Below are 18943 nucleotides of genomic sequence, written 5' to 3'. Positions count from 1 at the left end.
GCCGCCGCTGGCGGGAGGCCGGGCGCCCCGGCGCCCCGCGCGTGGTCGCGCAGGCCTACTACGCGCTCGGCCCGGACGCCGGCGCCCACGTCCGCGAGCACCTCGGCGACTACTACTCCTTCGCGGGCAGGCTCGCCGACATGATGATCGAAGGTGCCCTGACCACGCCCGGACGGCTCCGCGAGGCCGCGAGCGCCTTCGCCGACGCCGGATGCGACGAGCTCGTGCTGGTGCCCTGCGCGGCGGGGCCGGAGCAGCTCGACCTGCTCGCCGAGACGCTGCGGGAGGCCGCCTGATGTCCAGGAGGAGAACCGTCATCACCGGGATCGGCGTGGTCGCCCCCGGCGGGATCGGCGCCGGCCCGTTCTGGGACCTGGTCACTTCGGGGCGGACGGCGACGCGCCGCATCACCCAGTTCGACCCGTCCGCGCACCGCTGCCAGGTCGCCGCCGAATGCGACTTCGACCCCGCAGCGGCCGGCCTCACCCCGCGAGAGATCCGGCGCAGCGACAGGTTCGTCCAGCTCGCGAAGGTGGCCGCGCGCGAGGCCGTGGACGACAGCGGCCTGTCCGTCGACGGGCGCGTCGCCGAGCGGACGGGCGTCGCGATGGGCAGCGCGGTCGCCGGGACCAAGAGCATGGAGAGCGAGTACGTCGTGCTCAGCGACGGCGGCGCGCACTGGAACGTCGACCCGGCGTACGTCAGCCCGCACATGTACGACTACTTCCTGCCGAGCTCGGTGGCCGCCGAGGTCGCGCTCACCACGGGCGCGCGCGGGCCGGCCACCGTCGTGTCGACCGGCTGCACCTCCGGCATCGACTCGGTGGCGCACGCCGCCGAGGTGATCCGGGACGGCTCCGCCGACGTGGTCGTCACCGGCGGCAGCGACGCCCCGATCTCTCCGATCACCGTGACCTGCTTCGACGTCATCAAGGCGCAGTCGGTCTACAACGACGAGCCGCCGCGCGCCTGCCGCCCGTTCGACCGCACCCGCCGCGGACTGATCCTCGGCGAGGGCTCGGCCGTGCTGGTGCTGGAGGAGTACGAGCACGCCCGCCGCCGCGGCGCGCGGATCTACGCCGAGGTCGCGGGCGCGGCGTCCCGGTGCAACGCCTTCCACATGACCGGCCTCAAGCCCGACGGCCGGGAGATGGGCGAGGCGATCACCGCCGCGCTCGGCGAGGCCCGGATGAACCCCGAGGACGTGGACTACGTGAACGCCCACGGCTCGGGCACCAAGCAGAACGACCGGCACGAGACGGCGGCGTTCAAGCGAGCCCTCGGCGAGCACGCCCGCCGGACCCCGGTCAGCGGCATCAAGGCGGCGGTCGGGCACTCGCTCGGCGCGATCGGCTCCATCGAGATCGCCGCGTGCGCGCTGGCGATGGCGCACGGCGTGGTGCCGCCGACCGCCAACCTGCGCGAGCCCGACCCCGAGTGCGACCTGGACTACGTGCCGCTCGACGCGCGCGAGCACCGCGTGCGGGGCGCGCTCACCGTCGGCAGCGGGTTCGGCGGGTTCCAGAGCGCGATGGTGTTCCGCGATCCGGAGCGGGCCCGCGACGTGGAAGGGAGCAGCGCATGAGCGGCCAGGCGGTGGTGACCGGCATCGGCGTGACCGCCCCGAACGGCATCGGCGCCCACGACTACTGGGACGCCGTCCGCGGCGGGCGGAGCGGCATCGGCCCGATCACCAGGTTCGACGCGTCCGGCTACCCGGTGGCGCTGGCGGGGGAGATCCCCGAGTGCGCGGCCGAACGGGACCTGCCCGAGCGGCTCCTGCCGCAGAGCGACCGGGTGACCAGGCTCGCCCTCGTCGCCGCCGAGCAGGCGCTGCTGGACGCCGCGGTCAAGCCGGGCGACGTGCCCGAGTACCAGATGGGCGTCGTCACGGCGAGCACGTCCGGCGGCCTGGAGTTCGGGCAGCGCGAGCTGCAGAAGCTGTGGGGGAGCGGCTGGCGCGACGTCAGCGCCTACATGTCCTTCGCCTGGTACTACGCGGTGCACACCGGCCAGATCTCCATCCAGAACGGGATGCGGGGCCCCGGCGGGGTCCTGGCGTCCGAGCAGTCGGGCGGCCTGGACACGCTGGCCTTCGCCCGGCGGAAGATCCGCTCCGGCACGACGATGATGGTGGCGGGAGGCGTGGACGGCACGCTGTGCCCCTACGGCATCGCCATCCAGACCGCGAGCGGGGAGCTCAGCCCGAGCGCCGACCCCGGTGACGCCTACCGGCCGTTCGACGCCGGCGCCGGGGGGTGCGTCCCGGGCGAGGGCGGAGCGATCCTCCTCGTCGAGGACCGCGACGACGCGCGGCGGCGCGGCGCCCCGCAGGTCTACGGCGCGGTCGCCGGGCACGGCGCGGCGTTCGACCCGGAGCCCGGCTGCGCCGACGGCCTGTACCGGGCGGCGCGGACCGCCCTAGACGACGCCGGGGCGCCCGCCGCGGACGTGGACGTCGTGTTCGCCGACGCGGCGGGCCGCCGCGACCTTGACGACGGGGAGGCGGCGGCGCTGGCCCGGCTGTTCGGGCCGCGCGCCGTCCCGGTCACCGCGCCCAAGTCGATGACCGGGCGGCTGCTGTCGGGCGGCGCGGCGCTGGACCTGGCGACCGCCCTGCTGTCCCTGCGCGACGGGGTGATCCCGCCCACCGTCGGCACCCGTCCCGGCCGCGCCGACGACCGCCTCGACCTGGTGGTGGACGAGCCGCGTCCCGCCGAGCTCGGGACGGCGCTCGTCCTGGCCCGGGGGCGCGGCGGCTTCGCCTCGGCGGCGGTGCTCACCGCGCCGTAGCGGTGCTCACCGCGCCGTAGCCCCGCTCACCGAGGAGTCCCGCATGTCCGACATCAGGCCGTACCGGGTCGCGGTCCCCGAGTCCCGGCTCGACGACCTGCGGCGCCGGCTGCGCGCCACCCGGTGGGCGCCCGACCCGCCCGGCACCGGCTGGTCGCGCGGCGTCCCCACCGCGTACCTGCGCCGCCTCGCCGCCTACTGGGCGGACGGGTACGACTGGCGGCGGCACGAGGCGGACCTGAACGCCCACCCGCAGTACGTCACCGAGATCGACGGGACCGCCGTGCACTTCCTGCACGTGCGCTCCGCGAACCCCGGCGCCGTGCCGCTGGTCCTGCTGCACGGCTGGCCCGGGTCGGTCGCCGACTTCCGCGCACTGATCGGCGCCCTCCGGGACGCCTTCCACCTGGTGGCGCCCTCGCTGCCCGGCTTCGGGTTCTCCGGGCCCCCGCCGGAACCGGGATGGACCGACGACAGGACCGCCAGGGCGCTGAACGAGCTGATGCGCCGCCTCGGATACGCCGAGTACGGGGTGCACGGCGGCGACGTCGGCGCGTTCGTGGCGCCGCGCATGGGCCGGGACGCCCCGGACCGCGTCCGCGGCGTCCACGTCAACGCCCTGGTCACGGTGCCCGGCGGCGACGAGGACGTGGAGGCGCTGGACGGAGCCGACCGCCAGAGGCTGGAGGCGATGCGGCGGTGGCAGGAGAACGAGGGCGCCTACCTGCGCGTCCAGGGCACGAGTCCGCAGACGCTCGCCCACGCCCACCACGACTCGCCCGCCGGGCTGCTCGCCTGGTTCGCCGAGCGGTACCGCGACCTGACCGGGACCGCCGACCTGCCGGACGACGCCCTCGGCAGGGACGCCGTCCTCACCGACGTCAGCGTCTACTGGTTCACCGACACGGCGGGCTCGGCGGCGCACAGCTACTACGAGCGCTTCCACGCCCGGGCGGAGCCGGACGGCCGCTCCCCGGTGCCCACGGCGGTGGCCGTCTTCCCCACCGACCACGCCGTCCGGCCGTTCGCCGAGCGCGCGAACACGGTCGTGCGGTGGACGGAGTTCGGGCGGGGCGGCCACTTCCCCGCGCTGGAGGCGCCGGATCTGCTGGCCGCCGACCTCCGCGCCTTCTTCCTCGACCAGATCTTCGGGAGAACCTGATGACCGAGCCTCGGCTGCAACGGCTGACCGCCGGTGTGCACGCCTACGTCCAGCCGGACGGAGGCTGGTGCCTGAACAACGCCGGCGTCATCTCCTCCGGCGGCACCACGATCGTCGTGGACACCGCCGCGACCATGAGGCGCGCCCTCGCCCTGCGCGACGCGGTGCGCGAGGTGGCGTCCGCGCCGCCGCGCATCGTCGTGAACACGCACTTCCACGGCGACCACACGTTCGGCAACTGCGTCTTCACGCCGGAGGCCGTCGTGGTCGCCCACCGGGGAACGCGCGAGGAGGCGATCCTCGCGGGCCTGCACCTCACGGGCCTCTGGCCGGACGTCGAGTGGGGCGACCCGCGTCTCGAACCGCCGGCGCTCACCTACGAGCGGCGGATGACGCTGCACGCAGGGGACCTGCGCGCCGAGCTGTTCCGCCTCGGCCCCGCCCACACCCGCGACGACACCGTCGTGTGGCTGCCGGACCAGCGCGTCCTGTTCGCCGGAGACCTCGTCATGTCGGGCGTCACCCCGTTCTGCATGATGGGCTCGGTCGAGGGCTCGCTCCGCGCGATCGAGACGCTGCGCGGCCTGGACCCGTCCGTCGTCGTGCCCGGCCACGGACCGGTCGGCGGGCCCGAGCTGCTGGACGAGACGGAGCACTACCTCCGCTGGACGCGCGAACTGGCCCGGCAGGGCGTCTCCGACGGGCTGGACCCGCTGGAGATCGCGCGCCGCGCCGAGCCGGACCGGCGGCTGCTCGACCCCGAGCGCCTCGTCCCGAACCTGCGCCGCGCCTGCGCCGAGGAGCGCGGCGCCCCGCCCGGCGAGCGCATGGACGTCGCCGCGATGTTCGGCGAAATGATCGCCTACCACGGCGGTCCGCTGCCCTGCCGGGCCTGATCCGCCCGCCGAGCCTGATCCGGAGGAGACCGTGCGCAAGATCCTGATCGCCAACCGGGGCGAGATCGCGGTCCGCGTGGTGCGCGCGTGCCGCGACGCGGGCCTCGCCAGCGTGGCCGTGTACGCCGATCCGGACGTCGGGGCGCCGCACGCGCGGATGGCCGACGAGGCGTACGCCCTCGGCGGCGACGCCCCCGCGGACACCTACCTGGACGCCGGCAAGCTGCTGAAGGCGGCGGCGGACGCGGGCGCCGACGCCGTGCACCCGGGCTACGGGTTCCTGTCCGAGAGCGCCGAGTTCGCGCAGGCGGTCATCGACGAGGGCCTCGTCTGGATCGGCCCGCCCCCCTCCGCCATCGACCTGCTCGGCGACAAGGTGCGCGCCCGCCGCGTCGCCCGCGAGCAGGGCGCCCCGCTCGCCCCCGGGACGCCCGAGCCGGTGCCCGGCGCCGCCGAGGCGGTGGCGTTCGGACGCGAGCACGGCCTGCCCGTGGCGATCAAGGCCGCGTTCGGCGGCGGCGGCCGAGGCCTCAAGGTGGCGTGGTCCCTCGACGAGATCCCCGACAGGTTCGAGTCGGCCGTCCGCGAGGCCGAGGCGGCGTTCGGGCGCGGAGAGTGCTTCGTCGAGCGCTACCTCGACCGCCCCAGGCACGTGGAGACGCAGTGCCTGGCCGACCGGCACGGGAACGTCGTCGTGGTCTCCACCCGCGACTGCACCCTGCAACGCCGCCACCAGAAGATCGTCGAGGAGGCGCCCGCGCCCTTCCTCACCGGCGACCAGCGGCGGACGCTGCATGAGTCGTCCAGGAAGATCCTGCGGGCCGCCGGATACGTGGGGGCGGGCACCTGCGAGTTCCTGGTCGCCGCCGACGGCGCGCTGTCGTTCCTGGAGGTCAACACCCGGCTCCAGGTCGAGCACCCGGTGACCGAGGAGGTCACCGGCATCGACCTGGTCAGGGAGATGTTCCGCATCGCCGAGGGCGAAGCCCTCGGATACGGCGATCCCGTCCCGCGCGGCCACGCGATGGAGTTCCGGATCAACGCCGAGGACCCGGGCCGCGGCTTCCTGCCCGCGACCGGAACGCTCGCGGCCTGGCGGCCCCCCTCGGGGCCGGGCGTGCGCCTGGACGGCGGCTGCGCCGAGGGCCAGGAGATCTCCAGCCGGTTCGACTCCCTGCTCGCCAAACTCGTGATCAGCGGCGCGACACGCGACATCGTCCTGCAGCGCGCCCGCCGCGCCCTCGCGGAGTTCGAGGTGGCCGGGATCCCGACCGTCCTGCCCTTCCACCGCGCGGTCGTCGAGGACGAGGCCTTCACCGCCGAGCCCTTCGACGTCCACACGGCCTGGATCGAGTCCGACCGGGCGCCCTCGGTCCCTCCCTGCCCGGACTCCTCCGCGGCCCCCGCACCGGACGTCCGCAGGCCGGTCACCGTCGAGGTGGACGGCAAACGCGTCGAGGTGGTGCTGCACTCGTCCGCCGGCGCTCCGGCGAAGCCCTCACGCCCCAGGCCCCGCAGGGCCAAGGCCAAGGACGACAACGGCGACGCCTTGCTCTGCCCGCTGCAGTCCACCATCGTGAAGGTCCTCGTCGAGGAGGGCGACACCGTGGCCGCGGGCGACCCCGTCGTGGTGGTCGAGGCGATGAAGATGGAGCAGCCCCTCACCGCCCACAAGCCCGGCACCGTCTCCGCGCTCAACGCCCGCCCAGGCCTGCCCGTGGCCAACGGCGCCGAGATCTGCCTGATCCGCTGAGCACGCGTTCGTCCGCAGAGGTAATGGCGGCCTATCGGCGCCGTACTGGAGTGGTTCGCTTAACTGAACCGGCTGCCTTAGTAGGGGCGGGCGGGCTATTACCTGGTTTTAGGGCATCGAATTCTCCTGATTCGCTTGCCATCGTGGCTTATTGATAGGAAACTTAACTATCAATAGCCTTCCGCCCCCAAGGATTCCGCATGTCCGTAGAGACCCCCCTGCGGCCCCCGTCGGCCGTGGAGAGCGAACACCCGGCCCGATACGCCCTCGCGACAGGACGGCTCTTCCTGGGCTGGACCTTTCTCTGGGCCTTCGTCGACAAGCTCTTCGGCCTCGGCAAGCCCACGGAGAAGGGCTGGCTGGACGGCGTCTCGCCGTCCAAGGGCTTTCTCAGCCACGCCGAGGGCCCGTTCAAGGACGTCTTCCACGCGATGGCCGGGAAGGTGTGGGTCGACGCCCTGTTCATGTTCGGGCTCGGCGGCCTCGGCGTCGCGCTGCTCCTCGGGATCTGCCTCCGCCTCGCCGCGATCGGCGGCACCGTCCTGCTCGTCATGCTGTGGGCGGCGTCCCTGTGGCCGGACACCAATCCCTTCATGGACATGCACTGGATCTACGCCGCCCTGCTGGTCGCCGCCGCGCTCGCCGACGCCGGAAGGACGCTCGGGCTCGGCCGGTTCTGGGAGCGGCTCCCGGTGATCCGCCGCCATCCCCTCCTCCGCTGACGGCGAGGACGTGAAAGACCCCTTCCGAAGGGGCGGCCCGTCCCCGCCCCTCGGAAGGCGCTTGCGTATTACCGGGCATTCCAGTCGATGGCGGAAACGCTGGGGCGCTGGAAACTCGCGCCACTCTGGCACTGGCGCGCTCGCTGACGAAATTCCTTTTCGGGCAACGCATCTGCCCCTTCGCAGTTGATCGCGCTTTCGTGCCGGCGGATGGCGCGACCCCTTTGTCCCCCGGCTGCGCTCCGCCTTGACCCGGATCGAGGTCGCCCTGGAGGAGCGCGAACGCGAGGACGGCGCCCGCCTGACGCCTCCTCGCTGGCCGCGAGCGCCGCCCGGACGGCCGTCCCTGAACCCGGCGCGGCCGCTAAGAGGCCGTCAAGTTCCGCCAAAACTCCCCGGACAGGCGCTTTGCTTCACGCGCTCCTGGAAGGAAAACGACCATGGGCGACGTCGTGTTCGTTCTGCTGACGGTGGCGGTCTTCGTCCTGCTCGCCCTCGCGGTGAAGGGACTGGAGAGGCTGTGACGGCCGAGAACGCGATCGGTCTCGCGCTGGCCGCGCTGCTGACGGTTTTCCTGATCGTCGCCCTGCTCTTCCCGGAGCGTTTCTAGATGAGCCCGACCGTCGCCGGAACCGTCTTCGTCGTCTCCCTCGTCCTTGCTCTGGCGGCGGCGTACCGGCCGCTGGGCGACTACATGTACCGCGTCTACACCGGCACAAGGCACGCGCGCGTCGAGCGGATCGTCTACCGGCTGACGGGGGTCGCGCCGGACGCCGAGCAGACCTGGCCCGTCTACGCGCGCAGCGTCCTGGCGTTCTCGGCCGTCAGCGTCCTGTTCCTGTACGGGCTGCAGCGGCTGCAGAGCCACCTGGTGCTGAGCCTGGGGTTCCCGCCGGTCGAGCCCGGCCAGGCGTGGAACACGGCGGTCAGCTTCGTGACCAACACCAACTGGCAGTCGTACGCGGGCGAGTCGACGATGGGCGACCTGGTGCAGATGGCGGGGCTGGCGGTGCAGAACTTCGCGTCCGCCGCCGTCGGCATGGCCGTCGCCGTCGCACTGGTGCGGGGCTTCGCCCGCAGGCGGACCGACCACGTGGGCAACTTCTGGGTCGACCTGATCCGCGGCACCCTGCGGATCCTGCTGCCCGTCGCGTTCGCCGCCGCGCTCGTCCTGGTCGCCGGCGGAGCGGTGCAGAACTTCTGGGATCCGGCGCACCACGGGGTGCGCACTATCGCGGGCGGCGCCCAGACGCTGACGGGCGGGCCGGTGGCGAGCCAGGAGGCGATCAAGCTGCTCGGGACGAACGGCGGCGGCTTCTACGCCGTCAACTCCGCGCATCCGTTCGAGAACCCCGCCGCCTGGACGAACTGGCTGGAGGTCCTCCTGCTCCTGGTCATCGCGTTCTCGCTGCCGCGCACGTTCGGCCGGATGGTCGGCGACAACGGGCAGGGCTACGCCCTAGTCTCGGTGATGGCGGCGCTGGCGATCGTCAGCGCCGTCCTCATGCAGGTCTTCCAGCTCATGCACCACGGCACGGTCCCGACCGCGGTCGGCGCTGCGACGGAGGGCGTGGAGACCCGGTTCGGGGTGCCGGACTCCGGGGCTTTCGCCACCGGCACCACGATGACGTCGGCGGGCGCGACGGACTCGGCGCATGACTCCTACACCGGCCTCGGCGGCATGATGGCGCTGATCGGCATGATGCTGGGCGAGGTCGCGCCCGGCGGCGTCGGCTCGGGCCTGTACGGGATCCTGATCCTGGCGGTCGTCACCGTGTTCGTGGCGGGGCTGATGGTGGGCCGCACGCCCGAGTACCTGGGCAAGAAGATCGGGTCTCGGGAGATCAGGTTCGCCGCGCTGTACTTCCTGATCACCCCGATCCTGGTGCTGGCCGGCACGGGAGCGGCGATGGCGACCGGCGACGGCAGGGCCGGGATCCTGAACCCCGGGCCGCACGGCCTGTCGGAGGTGCTGTACGCGTTCACCTCGGCGTCCAACAACAACGGCTCGGCGTTCGCCGGACTGGCGTCCGGCACCCTCTGGTACAACACGGCGCTGGGGCTGTGCATGGCCTTCGGCCGGTTCCTCCCCATGGTCTTCGTGCTGGCGCTGGCGGGGTCGCTGGCGAGGCAGGGCCACGCCCCCGCCTCGGAGGGCACGCTGCCCACGCACCGGCCGCAGTTCGTCGGGCTCGTCGTCGGCGTCACCGTCGTCCTCGTCGCCCTGACGTTCCTGCCCGCGCTGGCGCTGGGACCGCTCGCCGAAGGCCTCCACACATGACCGCGCGGGTCCGCCGTGCGACGGGCCCCTCGCCGCGGCCGCCGGAACGCCGCGGCGGCGGGGCCCGGGGCGGCCTGCTCGATCCGAGGCAGGTGCTGAGGTCCCTGCCGGACGCGGCGGTCAAGCTCGACCCGCGCACGCTGTGGCACAACCCCGTCATGCTGATCGTCGAGGTGGGCGCGGTGTGGACCACGGTCCTGGCCGGCCTGCGCCCGAGCGTCTTCGCCTGGCTGATCGCGGTGTGGCTCTGGCTGACCGTGCTGTTCGCCAACCTCGCGGAGGCGGTCGCCGAGGGCCGCGGCAAGGCGCAGGCCGACTCGCTGCGCAGGGCGAAGACCGACGCCGTGGCCCGCCGCCTGCTCGACTGGACGCCGGGCCGCGAGCGGGTCCGGGAGGAGGCGGTCGCCGCCACGCGGCTGCGGGAGGGCGACCACGTCGTCGTCGAGGCGGGGGAGGTCGTCCCCGGTGACGGGGACGTGGTCGAGGGCATCGCGAGCGTGGACGAGTCGGCGATCACGGGGGAGTCGGCCCCGGTGATCCGGGAGTCGGGCGGGGACCGCTCGGCGGTGACCGGCGGGACGAGGGTGCTGTCGGACCGCGTCGTCGTGAAGATCACCCAGCGGCCGGGGGAGTCGTTCATCGACCGGATGATCGCGCTGGTGGAGGGGTCGAGCCGGCAGAAGACGCCCAACGAGATCGCCCTGCACATCCTGCTCACCGCGCTGACGGTCATCTTCCTGCTGGCGGTGGCGACGCTGCAGCCGCTGGCGGTCTTCTCCAGGGCCATCAACCCCGGAGTCGGCGACAGCCTCGCCCTGAACGCGGACGGGGTCACCGGCGTCGTGCTCGTGTCGCTGCTGGTGTGCCTGATCCCGACGACGATCGGGGCGCTGCTGTCGGCGATCGGCATCGCGGGCATGGACCGGCTGGTCCAGCGCAACGTGCTGGCGATGTCGGGGCGCGCGGTGGAGGCGGCGGGCGACGTCAACACCCTGCTGCTGGACAAGACCGGCACGATCACCCTCGGGAACCGGGAGGCGGCGGAGTTCCTGCCCGTCCAGGGCGTCGGTGAGGGCGAGCTGGCCGACGCGGCGCAGCTGTCCAGCCTCGCGGACCAGACGCCCGAGGGCCGCTCCGTGGTGGTCCTCGCCAAGCGGCGGTACGGCCTGCGGGAGCGCTCGCCGGGCGAGCTGTCGCAGGCGCGGTGGGTGCCGTTCTCGGCGCAGACCCGGATGAGCGGCGTCGACCTGGGTGAGCCCGGGGACCGCGGGCCGGACAGGCTGCTGCGCAAGGGCGCGGCGGGGGCGGTCGCCGACTGGGTGCGCCGGCGGGGCGGGACCGTGCCCGGAGAGCTGAGCCGCGTCGTGGACGGCATCTCCGCGTCCGGCGGCACACCGCTGGTCGTCGGCGAGGTCGCGCACGGCGCGGCGAGGGTCCTCGGGGTCATCCCCCTCAAGGACGTGGTCAAGGCGGGGATGCGGGAGCGGTTCGAGGAGATGCGCCGGATGGGCATCCGCACCGTGATGATCACCGGTGACAACCCGCTCACGGCCAGGGCGATCGCGGACGAGGCGGGCGTGGACGACTTCCTCGCCGAGGCCAGGCCGGAGGACAAGCTCGCTCTGATCAAGAAGGAGCAGGAGGGTGGCCGCCTCGTCGCGATGACCGGCGACGGTACCAACGACGCCCCCGCCCTGGCCCAGGCCGACGTGGGGGTGGCGATGAACACCGGCACCTCGGCCGCCAAGGAGGCCGGGAACATGGTCGACCTGGACTCCGATCCCACGAAGCTGATCGAGATAGTGATGATCGGCAAGCAGCTGCTGATCACCCGCGGGGCGCTGACCACGTTCTCCATCGCCAACGACATCGCCAAGTACTTCGCGATCATCCCGGCGATGTTCGCCGGCCTGTACCCGGGCCTGGACGCGCTCAACGTCATGCGGCTGCCCAGCCCGCAGTCGGCGATCCTGTCGGCCGTGGTGTTCAACGCCCTGATCATCGTCGCCTTGATCCCGCTGGCGCTGCGCGGGGTGAGGTACCGGCCGAGCAGCGCGTCCAGGCTGCTGTCGCGCAACCTCCGCGTCTACGGTCTCGGCGGCATCGTCGCGCCGTTCGTCGGGATCAAGCTCATCGACCTGGTCATCCGGCTACTACCCGGGATGTCGTGACATGCCATATCCGACCTGGGTCCGGCAGCACCTCGCCGCGCTGCGCGCCCTGCTCGTGCTGACGGCCGTCTGCGGCGTCGCCTACCCGCTCGCCGTGTTCGCGGTCGCGCAGATCCCCGGCCTCCAGAGCCGCGCCGGCGGCTCGACCGTCTCCCTGCGCGGCCGGACGGTCGGCAGCGCCCTGATCGGCCAGTCGTTCACCGGCAGGGGCGGAGCCCCGCTCAGGCAGTACTTCCAGAGCCGCCCCTCGGAGGCCGGGAGCGGATACGACCCGACCTCGACGGCCGCGAGTAACCTGGGTCCCGAGGACATCGTGGACACCCTGCCCGGTCCGGAGACGGCCGCGGCGGGGGAGAGCGGCAGGCTGAGCCTGCTCACCCGGGTCTGCTCGCGGAGCAAGGCCGTCGGCGCCCTCGAAGGCGTCAGCGGGGCGCGCCCGTTCTGCACCCCGGGCGGGGTCGGCGCGGTGCTGGCGGTGTTCGGGCGCCGCACGGCGGACGGCGCCGTCCCGCACCCGACCCGGGTGGTCAGCCTGAACGAGGAGCAGGGCGTGGTGGAGGCTCCGTTCATCTCCGCCTACGAGGGCGTTGCCGTGGAACTGGCCCGTTCCGGCGAGGACTACGCCGACGGCCTGGTCGTGCCCGTCAGGGGCGGCGCCCCCGCCGATCCCGCCGTCCCGGCCGACGCGGTCACCGCCGGCGGCAGCGGCCTGGACCCGCACATCTCGCCCGCCTACGCCGCCCTCCAGACCGGCCGGGTGGCCCGGGCCCGCGGCGTCGCGCCCGGCCAGGTGGAGCGGCTGGTCGCGGCCGGCACCGACGGCCGCGACCTCGGCTTCATGGGCGAGCCCAGGGTGAACGTCCTCAGGCTGAACATCGCGCTGGACCGGAAGTATCCGGTCCGCGGCTGACCCCGCGAGGGACCTCGGCGACTGGAGGTGTGATGGGACGCGGCAGGTTGCGCGTCTACCTGGGCTCGGCGCCCGGCGTGGGCAAGACCTACGCGATGCTCGCCGAAGGCGGCCGCCGCGCCGGCCGCGGGACCGACGTGGTCGTCGGCTTCGTCGAGACCCACGGCCGGCCCCGCACCGCCGCGCTCCTGGAGGGGCTGGAGATCGTCCCGCGCGCCGCCGTCTCCTACCGCGGCGCGAGCTTCACCGAGATGGACACCGACGCCGTCATCGCCCGCCGCCCGCAGGTCGCGCTCATCGACGAGCTCGCGCACACCAACGTGCCCGGCTCCCGGCACGCCAAGCGCTGGCAGGACATCGAGCGGATCCTGGACGCCGGCATCGACGTCGTCACCAACGTCAACGTCCAGCATCTGGAGTCGGTGAACGACGTCGTCGAGCAGATCACCGGCGTGCCGCAGCGCGAGACCGTCCCGGACGAGGTGGTCCGCCGTGCCGACCAGGTCGAACTCGTCGACATGACGCCCGAGGCGCTGCGCCGCAGGATGGCGCACGGCAACGTCTACCCGCCCGAGAGGATCGACGCCGCGCTCGGCAACTACTTCCGGGCCGGCAACCTCACCGCCCTGCGCGAGCTGGCGCTGCTGTGGCTGGCCGACAAGGTCGACGACCAGCTCGACCGCTACCGCGCCGACCACGGCATCGCCGGGACGTGGGAGGCGCGGGAACGCGTCGTCGTCGCGCTCACCGGCGGGCCGGAGGGCGACACCCTGATCCGCCGCGCCGCCCGCGTCGCCGCCCGCACCAAGGGCGCCGACCTGCTGGCCGTCCACGTCGCCCGCAGCGACGGGCTGACCGGCGCGAGCCCGGCGAACCTGACCCGGCAGCGCGCCCTGGTGGAGAGCCTCGGCGGCAGCTACCACCAGGTCGTCGGCGCGAACGTGCCGGACGCGCTGCTGGACTTCGCCGGCGGCGTCAACGCCACCCAGCTCGTCCTGGGCGCGTCCCGGCGCGGAAAGGTCGCGCAGATGTTCTCGCCCGGCGTCGGCGTCACGACGACGGCGCGGTCCGGATCCATCGACGTGCACCTCGTCACCCACGAGGAGATCGGCCAGGGGCGCCGCTGGAGGGCGCACCGGGCGGCGGGCCTTCCGGCCGCCCGCCGCCACGCCGGGTTCGCGCTGGCCGCGGCCGGGCTGCCGCTGCTGACCCTCCTGCTGGTGCAGATGCGCTGGCAGGTGCCCCTGGCCAGCGACATCCTGCTCTTCCAGGCCGCGGTGGTCGGGGTGGCGCTGGTGGGCGGGCTGTATCCCGCGCTGTTCGCCGCCATCGGCGGCTCCCTGCTGCTGAACTACTTCTTCACCCCGCCGACCGGGCGCTTCACCGTCGAGCGGACCCAGGGGCTGCTCCAGCTCGTCGTCTTCGTCGTGGTGGGAGTGACGGTCAGCACGGTCGTGGACGTCACCGCCCGCCGCGGCAGAGAGGTGGCCGGGGCCCGCGCCGACGCGGAGGTGCTGTCCACCCTGGCGGGGGACATCCTACGTGGGGAGCACGGCGGGGTCACCGCCCGCGGGCGTCCCTACGACGCGCTCGGCGGCATCCTCGAACGGCTCCGCGAGACGTTCGCGCTGACCACCGTCACGCTGCTGGAACGCGACCCCGAAGCGCCGGTCACCCCGGACAGCCTCAGCGACCCGGACTGCTGGGACATCGTCGCCAGCACCGGCGGCGAGCCCTGCACCTGCCCGGACGCCGGCGAGGCCGACGTCCTGGTCGAGGACGGGACGCTGTCCCTCGTCCTGCGCGGACGGACCCTGCCCGCCTCGGACCGGCGCGTCCTGGAGGCGTTCGCCGCCCAGGCCGCCGTCGCGCTGCACCACCGGCGCCTCGCCGAGCGGGCCCGGCGGCTCCGGCCGCTGGAGGCCGCCGAGGAGATGCGCACCGCGCTGCTCACCACCGTCAGCCGCGACCTGCGCGCCCCGCTCGCGTCCGCGAGGGCCGCCGTCGAGAGCCTGCGCGGCCCGGACGCGCCCGGCCCCGGCGAGCGCCGCGACGACGCGGTCGACACGGCCGCCGGCTCCCTGGCCCGGCTCGACCATCTGGTGGCCGACCTGCTGGACATGAGCCGCCTGCAGTCCGGCTCGCTCGGCATCTCCCCGCGCCGGGTCGCCGCCGGGGACGCCGTCCCCCGCGCCGTCAGCGGGAACGACCGGGAGGCCGTCGAGCTCCGCATCCCCGAGGGGCTGCCCGAGATGGTCGCCGACCCGGCCCTGCTGCGCCGCGTCCTGGCCAACGTCATCGCCAACGCCGTCCGCTTCAACCCGCCGGGCGCACCGGTCCTCGTCACCGCCAGCGCTCTCGGCGACCGCCTGGAGATCCGCGTCATCGACCGCGGGCCCGGAGTCCGGCTCGGCGACCGCGACCGCCTCTTCCAGCCGCTCCGGCGCCTCGGCGGCCGGGACGACGAGGCCGGCGTCGACCTGGCCCTCGCCTGCGGCCTCGCCGAGGCGATGGGCGGCGACCTCACCCCCGAGGAGACCCCGGGCGGCGGGTTGACCATGGTCCTCACCATGCCGACCCGCCCGCCGCGGCCCCCGCCGCCGTCCGGGGGGCCGGCCGCCGCCCCGGGCCGGGGCGTGCCGGAATCCGACCTCGCCGACCCCCTGATCGTCGACCGGGTCGCCGACTGGCGCGACCGCATCGGCCACGGCAAGGACCGCACACCCCCACCGGACGGGCCCGGCCAAGGCTGACGTCGCGGTTATACAGGGCAGGACTGGACGATCTGGTGGTCGCACCCGATGGCAAGGCAGCCGTCCGGCGGTGACGATGGAGGCTGAGGAGACCCGGCGAAGGTGCCGGACCGGCGGGGGAGGGTGCATGGCCAAGGGCCTCGCGAGGGAGCAGCTGCTGCCCGGTCACCTCACGTGGCCGTCGCTGGCGCTTCTGGCCTGCCTCGTCCTGATCACGATGCTGGCCGTCGCGTCGCTGCGGGTGGTCCCCGAGGGAGAGCGCCTGGTGGTCTCCCGCCTGGGCGGCCCTCCCACGGTGCGGGGGCCCGGTCGCACGCTGGTGGTGCCGGGCGTGCACCGCTGGGTCCGCGTCCCCATGAGATGGGGACCCCTCGACATATGGCTGGAGGCTCCCACCCGCGAGGGGGTGCTCCTGCGGCTGAAGGCCGTGGCCCTGGTGTCGGTGTCGGATCCCGCCCGCTGCGCGCTGCGACCGGTTCCCCAGACCGCCGCGGTCAGCGTCATCGTGGAGGGCGGTCTGCGCCGCCACGTGGCACAGCGGCGCCTGAACGAACTGGGCGACCTGCTCCCGGGCGGGGCGCACCCTCTGGCCGCCGACCTGGACGCCGCCGTCGCCGAGTGGGGGCTGAAGATCACCGCGCTGGAGGTCGTGCGGGCCGACGTGCCCCTCCCGGCCCTCCACCGCTGGCTGACCGGCGAGGCCGCCTGCTGACCACGGCCACCACCATGGCGGCCGCGGTGGCCCCGCCCAGCATCATGATCGTCGATGGGGAGGTGCGGTCCATGATGACTCCGCCGACCAGGGCGCCGGTCGACAGCGTCGCCTGGAACGAGGCCGTGAACAGGACGGAGGCCGCCTCCGGGGCGTGCGGGGCGGCTCTGGCGAACCAGGTCTGCGAACAGACCGGGACGGCCCCGTAGCCGGCGCCCCACAGGACGAGCAGGGCGATGGCGCCCAGATCCCATCGCCCCAGATAAGGAAGCGCCAGGGTGGCGAAGGCGATCAGACCACCGGCCACGCCGAAGGTGGCGTGCGGATGGCGGGCCAGAGCCGTGCCTGCCAGGAAGTTGCCCAGGATGCCCGCGGCACCGTAGGTCAGCAGGAACACCGTGATCAGCCCTGGGGACACATGCGTCACCCGTTCCAGGAAGGGCGTGACGTAGGTGTAGGCGCCGAAATGCGCGAGGACGACCAGGACGGTCACCAGGAGCGCGTGCCGAGTGTCGAGGCCGCGCATCATGCCGCGCAGCGCGGTGAGGCGGGTGGCCCTCTCCGAAGGCAGCGGGGGGACGAGCACGGCGAGCGCGATGAGCACCGCCACGGACAGCAGGCCCATGACCGCGAAGCTGGTCCGCCAGCCCGCGAGGTCTCCGATCAGCGTCCCCAGCGGCACGCCGAGAACCGATCCCAGCGGGACGGCCGAGAAGACGACCGCCGTCGCCCGGCGCGCCGACCGTGCGGGGACCAGCCGGTCGGCGAGGCCCGCGCCGATCGACCAGAAGCCGCCGATGACCACCCCGACGAGGACGCGTGAGACGAGCACCGCCCAGTACGCCGGGGCGGCCGCGGCGATGAAGTTCGCCGCAGCCAGCAGGAACATGAAGCCGCACAGCATGAGCCGCCGGTCGATCCGCGCCGTCGCGACCGTGACCGCGGGCGCGGCGGCCGCCGCCAGGTAGCCGGGCATGGTCATCATCAGCCCGGCCGTCCCGTCGGAGACGGTGAAGCCGGAGCCGATGGACGTCAGCAGCCCGATCGGCAGGATCTCGGTGGTGACGATCGCGAAGATCCCCATCATCACCGAGACCACCGCCGGCCAGTTGTTCGGGTTCGACCGAGCTGACGTGGGAGAGCCGCCGGCCGAAGCGGTCACTGTTGACATCGGGTTCCGTCCTGTGAGGGGGAGTGGTCGTGCCTGCCCACTCAACAGGTGGCATCGGCCCAGGTCTGGCAGGTTCACGACGTCATAGTCGGGCGGCTATTGGCGATGCACCAATAAGTGTCAAGGGTCGGCGCCATGAGCATCTACGAGTCGATCGGCGGGCACGGCGGACCGTGGAGACGGCAGCGACGCCGCCAGCACGGTCGGAGCTGAAGACCAGGGGGCATGCCGGAGAGGTGAGGAGGGGCGGCGCTCAGCTTCTGTACCTATTGGTATGTACACTGAGCGGGTGAGTGCGAGGGAACGGCTGGTGGAGAGCGCGCGGGAGCTGCTGTGGGAGCGCGGGTACGTGGGGACCAGCCCCAAGGCGATCCAGCAGCGGGCCGACGCAGGCCAGGGCAGCATGTACCACCACTTCGCGGGCAAGGAGGAACTCGCCCGCGCCGCCATCGACCGGACTGTCGAGGAGATGCGCGCCTCCATCGACGCGCAGTTGTCCGGGCCGGGCGCGGCCGTCGAGCGCATCGCCGCCTACCTGCGCCGGGAGCGGGACGTCCTGCGGGGATGCCCCATCGGAAGGCTCACGCAGGACCCCGACGTCATCGCCGCGCCCGCGCTGCGCGAGCCCGTCGAGGAGACCTTCGCCTGGCTGCGCGCCCGGCTCGCTGCGGTGGTTCAGGAGGGAGTGGAGCGCGGAGAGCTGGAGCCTTCGGTCGACCCCGCCTCCACCGCGGCCGCGATCGTCGCCGCGCTCCAGGGCGGCTACATCCTCGCCCGCGCAGCGGACGCTCAGGAGCCCTTCGACCAGGCGATCGCAGGGATCGTCGCGCTGCTGGACGCGCGCACCGTCCGCTGACCATCGGAGGAACGGCATGCAGATATCCCAGGGACCCCTCGACGGCGTCCCCGCTCCGGCCGAGTGGTTCACCGGTGACGCCTGGATCGCGCCGGTGGTCGAACCCGAGGGAGGGGCGCGGACGCAGGTCGACAGTGTCCGCTTCGCGCCGGGAAGCCGCACCGTGTGGCATCGGCATCCGCTCGGGCAGGTGCTGGTCGTCACCGAAGGCGCGGGGCGCGTTCAGCGTCGCGGCGGGCCGGTCGAGACCATCCGGGCCGGAGACACCGTGCACATCGCGCCCGGTGAATGGCACTGGCACGGCGCTGCTCCCGACCGTCCCATGACGCATCTGGCCATCGAGCCGGTGCCGGACGACGGGTCTTCCACCGAGGCCGGGGAGCCGGTCGGCGACGGCGAGTACCACGGGGGCCGGGTGGAGGACGTCCAGGCGGTCACCCGTACGGTCCTGCTCGACCAGGTGCTGCCGGCGCCCCGCAGCACGCAGCGGGTCGAGGTCCGGCGCATCACCATCGCGCCCCGCAGGGCGGCCGGACTGCACGTGCACAACGGACCGGTCTTCGGCAGCATCGAGACCGGGACGGCCGTCTACCAGATCGAAGGCGAGGCGGCGGCCGTCCTGCGTCCCGGCGACGTGTTCTACGAGCCCGAGGGCGCCCGGATCGCGCGCTTCGACGCCGAGGAGGACGGCGTGACGTTCCTCGGGTACTTCCTGCTCGGCGACGGCGAGGCCGCGGAGATCGAGTTTCCCGGCCGCTGAGCG

15 protein-coding genes and 1 pseudogene are annotated in these 18943 nt (G+C 73.6%); 15 read left to right on the top strand and 1 reads right to left on the bottom strand.

What is annotated here, in order from left to right:
* From AB0K37_RS22685 to AB0K37_RS22625, 13 genes and pseudogenes are all read left to right on the top strand, one after another.
* Window positions 1-296 (top strand): annotated as a pseudogene (locus tag AB0K37_RS22685) (LLM class flavin-dependent oxidoreductase); the annotation flags it as partial.
* Window positions 296-1585, top strand: a complete 1290-nt coding sequence (locus AB0K37_RS22680) for a beta-ketoacyl-[acyl-carrier-protein] synthase family protein (RefSeq protein ID WP_363984166.1) — start codon at window positions 296-298, stop codon at window positions 1583-1585. The pseudogene AB0K37_RS22685 and the gene AB0K37_RS22680, both read left to right, overlap by 1 nt.
* Window positions 1582-2793, top strand: coding sequence for a ketosynthase chain-length factor (locus AB0K37_RS22675; RefSeq protein ID WP_363984164.1), 1212 nt, complete (start codon window positions 1582-1584; stop codon window positions 2791-2793). Before AB0K37_RS22680 ends, AB0K37_RS22675 begins: the two co-directional genes overlap by 4 nt.
* Window positions 2794-2836: 43 nt before the next feature.
* Window positions 2837-3955, top strand: a complete 1119-nt coding sequence (locus AB0K37_RS22670) for an epoxide hydrolase (protein ID WP_363984162.1) — start codon at window positions 2837-2839, stop codon at window positions 3953-3955.
* Window positions 3955-4851, top strand: coding sequence for an MBL fold metallo-hydrolase (locus AB0K37_RS22665; RefSeq protein ID WP_363984160.1), 897 nt, complete (start codon window positions 3955-3957; stop codon window positions 4849-4851). The genes AB0K37_RS22670 and AB0K37_RS22665 overlap by 1 nt, the downstream gene beginning before the upstream one ends.
* A gap of 31 nt (window positions 4852-4882) precedes the next feature.
* A complete protein-coding gene (locus tag AB0K37_RS22660; protein ID WP_363984158.1) occupies window positions 4883-6604 on the top strand; it encodes a biotin carboxylase N-terminal domain-containing protein in 1722 nt (573 codons plus the stop codon).
* Between the two features lie 200 nt (window positions 6605-6804).
* Window positions 6805-7326, top strand: a complete 522-nt coding sequence (locus AB0K37_RS22655; protein WP_363984156.1) for a DoxX family membrane protein — start codon at window positions 6805-6807, stop codon at window positions 7324-7326.
* Window positions 7327-7846: 520 nt separating this feature from the next.
* On the top strand, window positions 7847-7936 hold the full coding sequence (gene kdpF / locus AB0K37_RS22650) for a K(+)-transporting ATPase subunit F (protein WP_363984154.1): 90 nt from the start codon (window positions 7847-7849) through the stop codon (window positions 7934-7936).
* A complete protein-coding gene (kdpA, locus tag AB0K37_RS22645) occupies window positions 7937-9607 on the top strand; it encodes a potassium-transporting ATPase subunit KdpA (protein ID WP_363984152.1) in 1671 nt (556 codons plus the stop codon). It abuts the gene before it with no gap.
* The gene (kdpB, locus tag AB0K37_RS22640) at window positions 9604-11778 is read left to right on the top strand and encodes a potassium-transporting ATPase subunit KdpB (RefSeq protein WP_363984150.1); all 2175 of its coding nucleotides are present in this window, start codon (window positions 9604-9606) and stop codon (window positions 11776-11778) included. The genes kdpA and kdpB overlap by 4 nt, the downstream gene beginning before the upstream one ends.
* Window position 11779: 1 nt before the next feature.
* Window positions 11780-12688 carry a potassium-transporting ATPase subunit C gene (locus AB0K37_RS22635; RefSeq protein WP_363984148.1) on the top strand — a complete coding sequence of 303 codons (909 nt, stop codon included), beginning with the start codon at window positions 11780-11782 and terminating at the stop codon, window positions 12686-12688.
* A 32-nt stretch (window positions 12689-12720) separates the two neighbouring features.
* The gene (locus AB0K37_RS22630; RefSeq protein ID WP_363984146.1) at window positions 12721-15441 is read left to right on the top strand and encodes a DUF4118 domain-containing protein; all 2721 of its coding nucleotides are present in this window, start codon (window positions 12721-12723) and stop codon (window positions 15439-15441) included.
* A 127-nt stretch (window positions 15442-15568) separates the two neighbouring features.
* A complete protein-coding gene (locus AB0K37_RS22625; RefSeq protein WP_363984144.1) occupies window positions 15569-16153 on the top strand; it encodes an SPFH domain-containing protein in 585 nt (194 codons plus the stop codon).
* Here the strand turns inward: AB0K37_RS22625 and AB0K37_RS22620 are convergent.
* Window positions 16074-17240, bottom strand: a complete 1167-nt coding sequence (locus tag AB0K37_RS22620) for an MFS transporter (RefSeq protein WP_363984168.1) — start codon at window positions 17238-17240, stop codon at window positions 16074-16076. The two genes, AB0K37_RS22625 and AB0K37_RS22620, sit on opposite strands and share 80 nt — an antisense overlap.
* Before the next feature lie 373 nt (window positions 17241-17613).
* Here AB0K37_RS22620 and AB0K37_RS22615 point away from each other — a divergent pair, with 373 nt between their 5' ends.
* Both AB0K37_RS22615 and AB0K37_RS22610 read left to right on the top strand, forming a co-directional pair.
* Window positions 17614-18180 (top strand): TetR/AcrR family transcriptional regulator, encoded by a 567-nt coding sequence (locus AB0K37_RS22615; protein WP_363984142.1) that lies wholly within the window; start codon window positions 17614-17616, stop codon window positions 18178-18180.
* 16 nt (window positions 18181-18196) lie between these two features.
* Window positions 18197-18940: a cupin domain-containing protein gene (locus AB0K37_RS22610; RefSeq protein ID WP_363984140.1), complete on the top strand. Its 744-nt coding sequence runs from the start codon at window positions 18197-18199 to the stop codon at window positions 18938-18940.
* Window positions 18941-18943 lie beyond the last annotated feature (3 nt).

This window comes from Actinomadura sp. NPDC049753 (assembly GCF_040674655.1).
GTDB classification, from domain to species: Bacteria; Actinomycetota; Actinomycetes; order Streptosporangiales; family Streptosporangiaceae; genus Spirillospora; species Spirillospora verrucosospora.
Note: the sequence above shows the minus strand (reverse complement) of the source record. Positions and strands in the feature narration are given on the sequence as shown.

Excerpts from the sequence above, each read along its gene's own strand:
- AB0K37_RS22610 (WP_363984140.1), top strand. The coding sequence starts at position 18,197 with ATGCAGATATCCCAGGGACCCCTCGACGGCGTCCCCGCTCCGGCCGAG.
- AB0K37_RS22635 (WP_363984148.1), top strand. The coding sequence starts at position 11,780 with ATGCCATATCCGACCTGGGTCCGGCAGCACCTCGCCGCGCTGCGCGCC.
- AB0K37_RS22630 (WP_363984146.1), top strand. The coding sequence starts at position 12,721 with ATGGGACGCGGCAGGTTGCGCGTCTACCTGGGCTCGGCGCCCGGCGTG.
- AB0K37_RS22655 (WP_363984156.1), top strand. The coding sequence starts at position 6,805 with ATGTCCGTAGAGACCCCCCTGCGGCCCCCGTCGGCCGTGGAGAGCGAA.
- AB0K37_RS22620 (WP_363984168.1), bottom strand. The coding sequence starts at position 17,240 with ATGATGGGGATCTTCGCGATCGTCACCACCGAGATCCTGCCGATCGGG.
- AB0K37_RS22670 (WP_363984162.1), top strand. The coding sequence starts at position 2,837 with ATGTCCGACATCAGGCCGTACCGGGTCGCGGTCCCCGAGTCCCGGCTC.
- kdpB (WP_363984150.1), top strand. The coding sequence starts at position 9,604 with ATGACCGCGCGGGTCCGCCGTGCGACGGGCCCCTCGCCGCGGCCGCCG.
- kdpA (WP_363984152.1), top strand. The coding sequence starts at position 7,937 with ATGAGCCCGACCGTCGCCGGAACCGTCTTCGTCGTCTCCCTCGTCCTT.
- AB0K37_RS22680 (WP_363984166.1), top strand. The coding sequence starts at position 296 with ATGTCCAGGAGGAGAACCGTCATCACCGGGATCGGCGTGGTCGCCCCC.
- AB0K37_RS22625 (WP_363984144.1), top strand. The coding sequence starts at position 15,569 with ATGGCCAAGGGCCTCGCGAGGGAGCAGCTGCTGCCCGGTCACCTCACG.
- AB0K37_RS22675 (WP_363984164.1), top strand. The coding sequence starts at position 1,582 with ATGAGCGGCCAGGCGGTGGTGACCGGCATCGGCGTGACCGCCCCGAAC.
- AB0K37_RS22665 (WP_363984160.1), top strand. The coding sequence starts at position 3,955 with ATGACCGAGCCTCGGCTGCAACGGCTGACCGCCGGTGTGCACGCCTAC.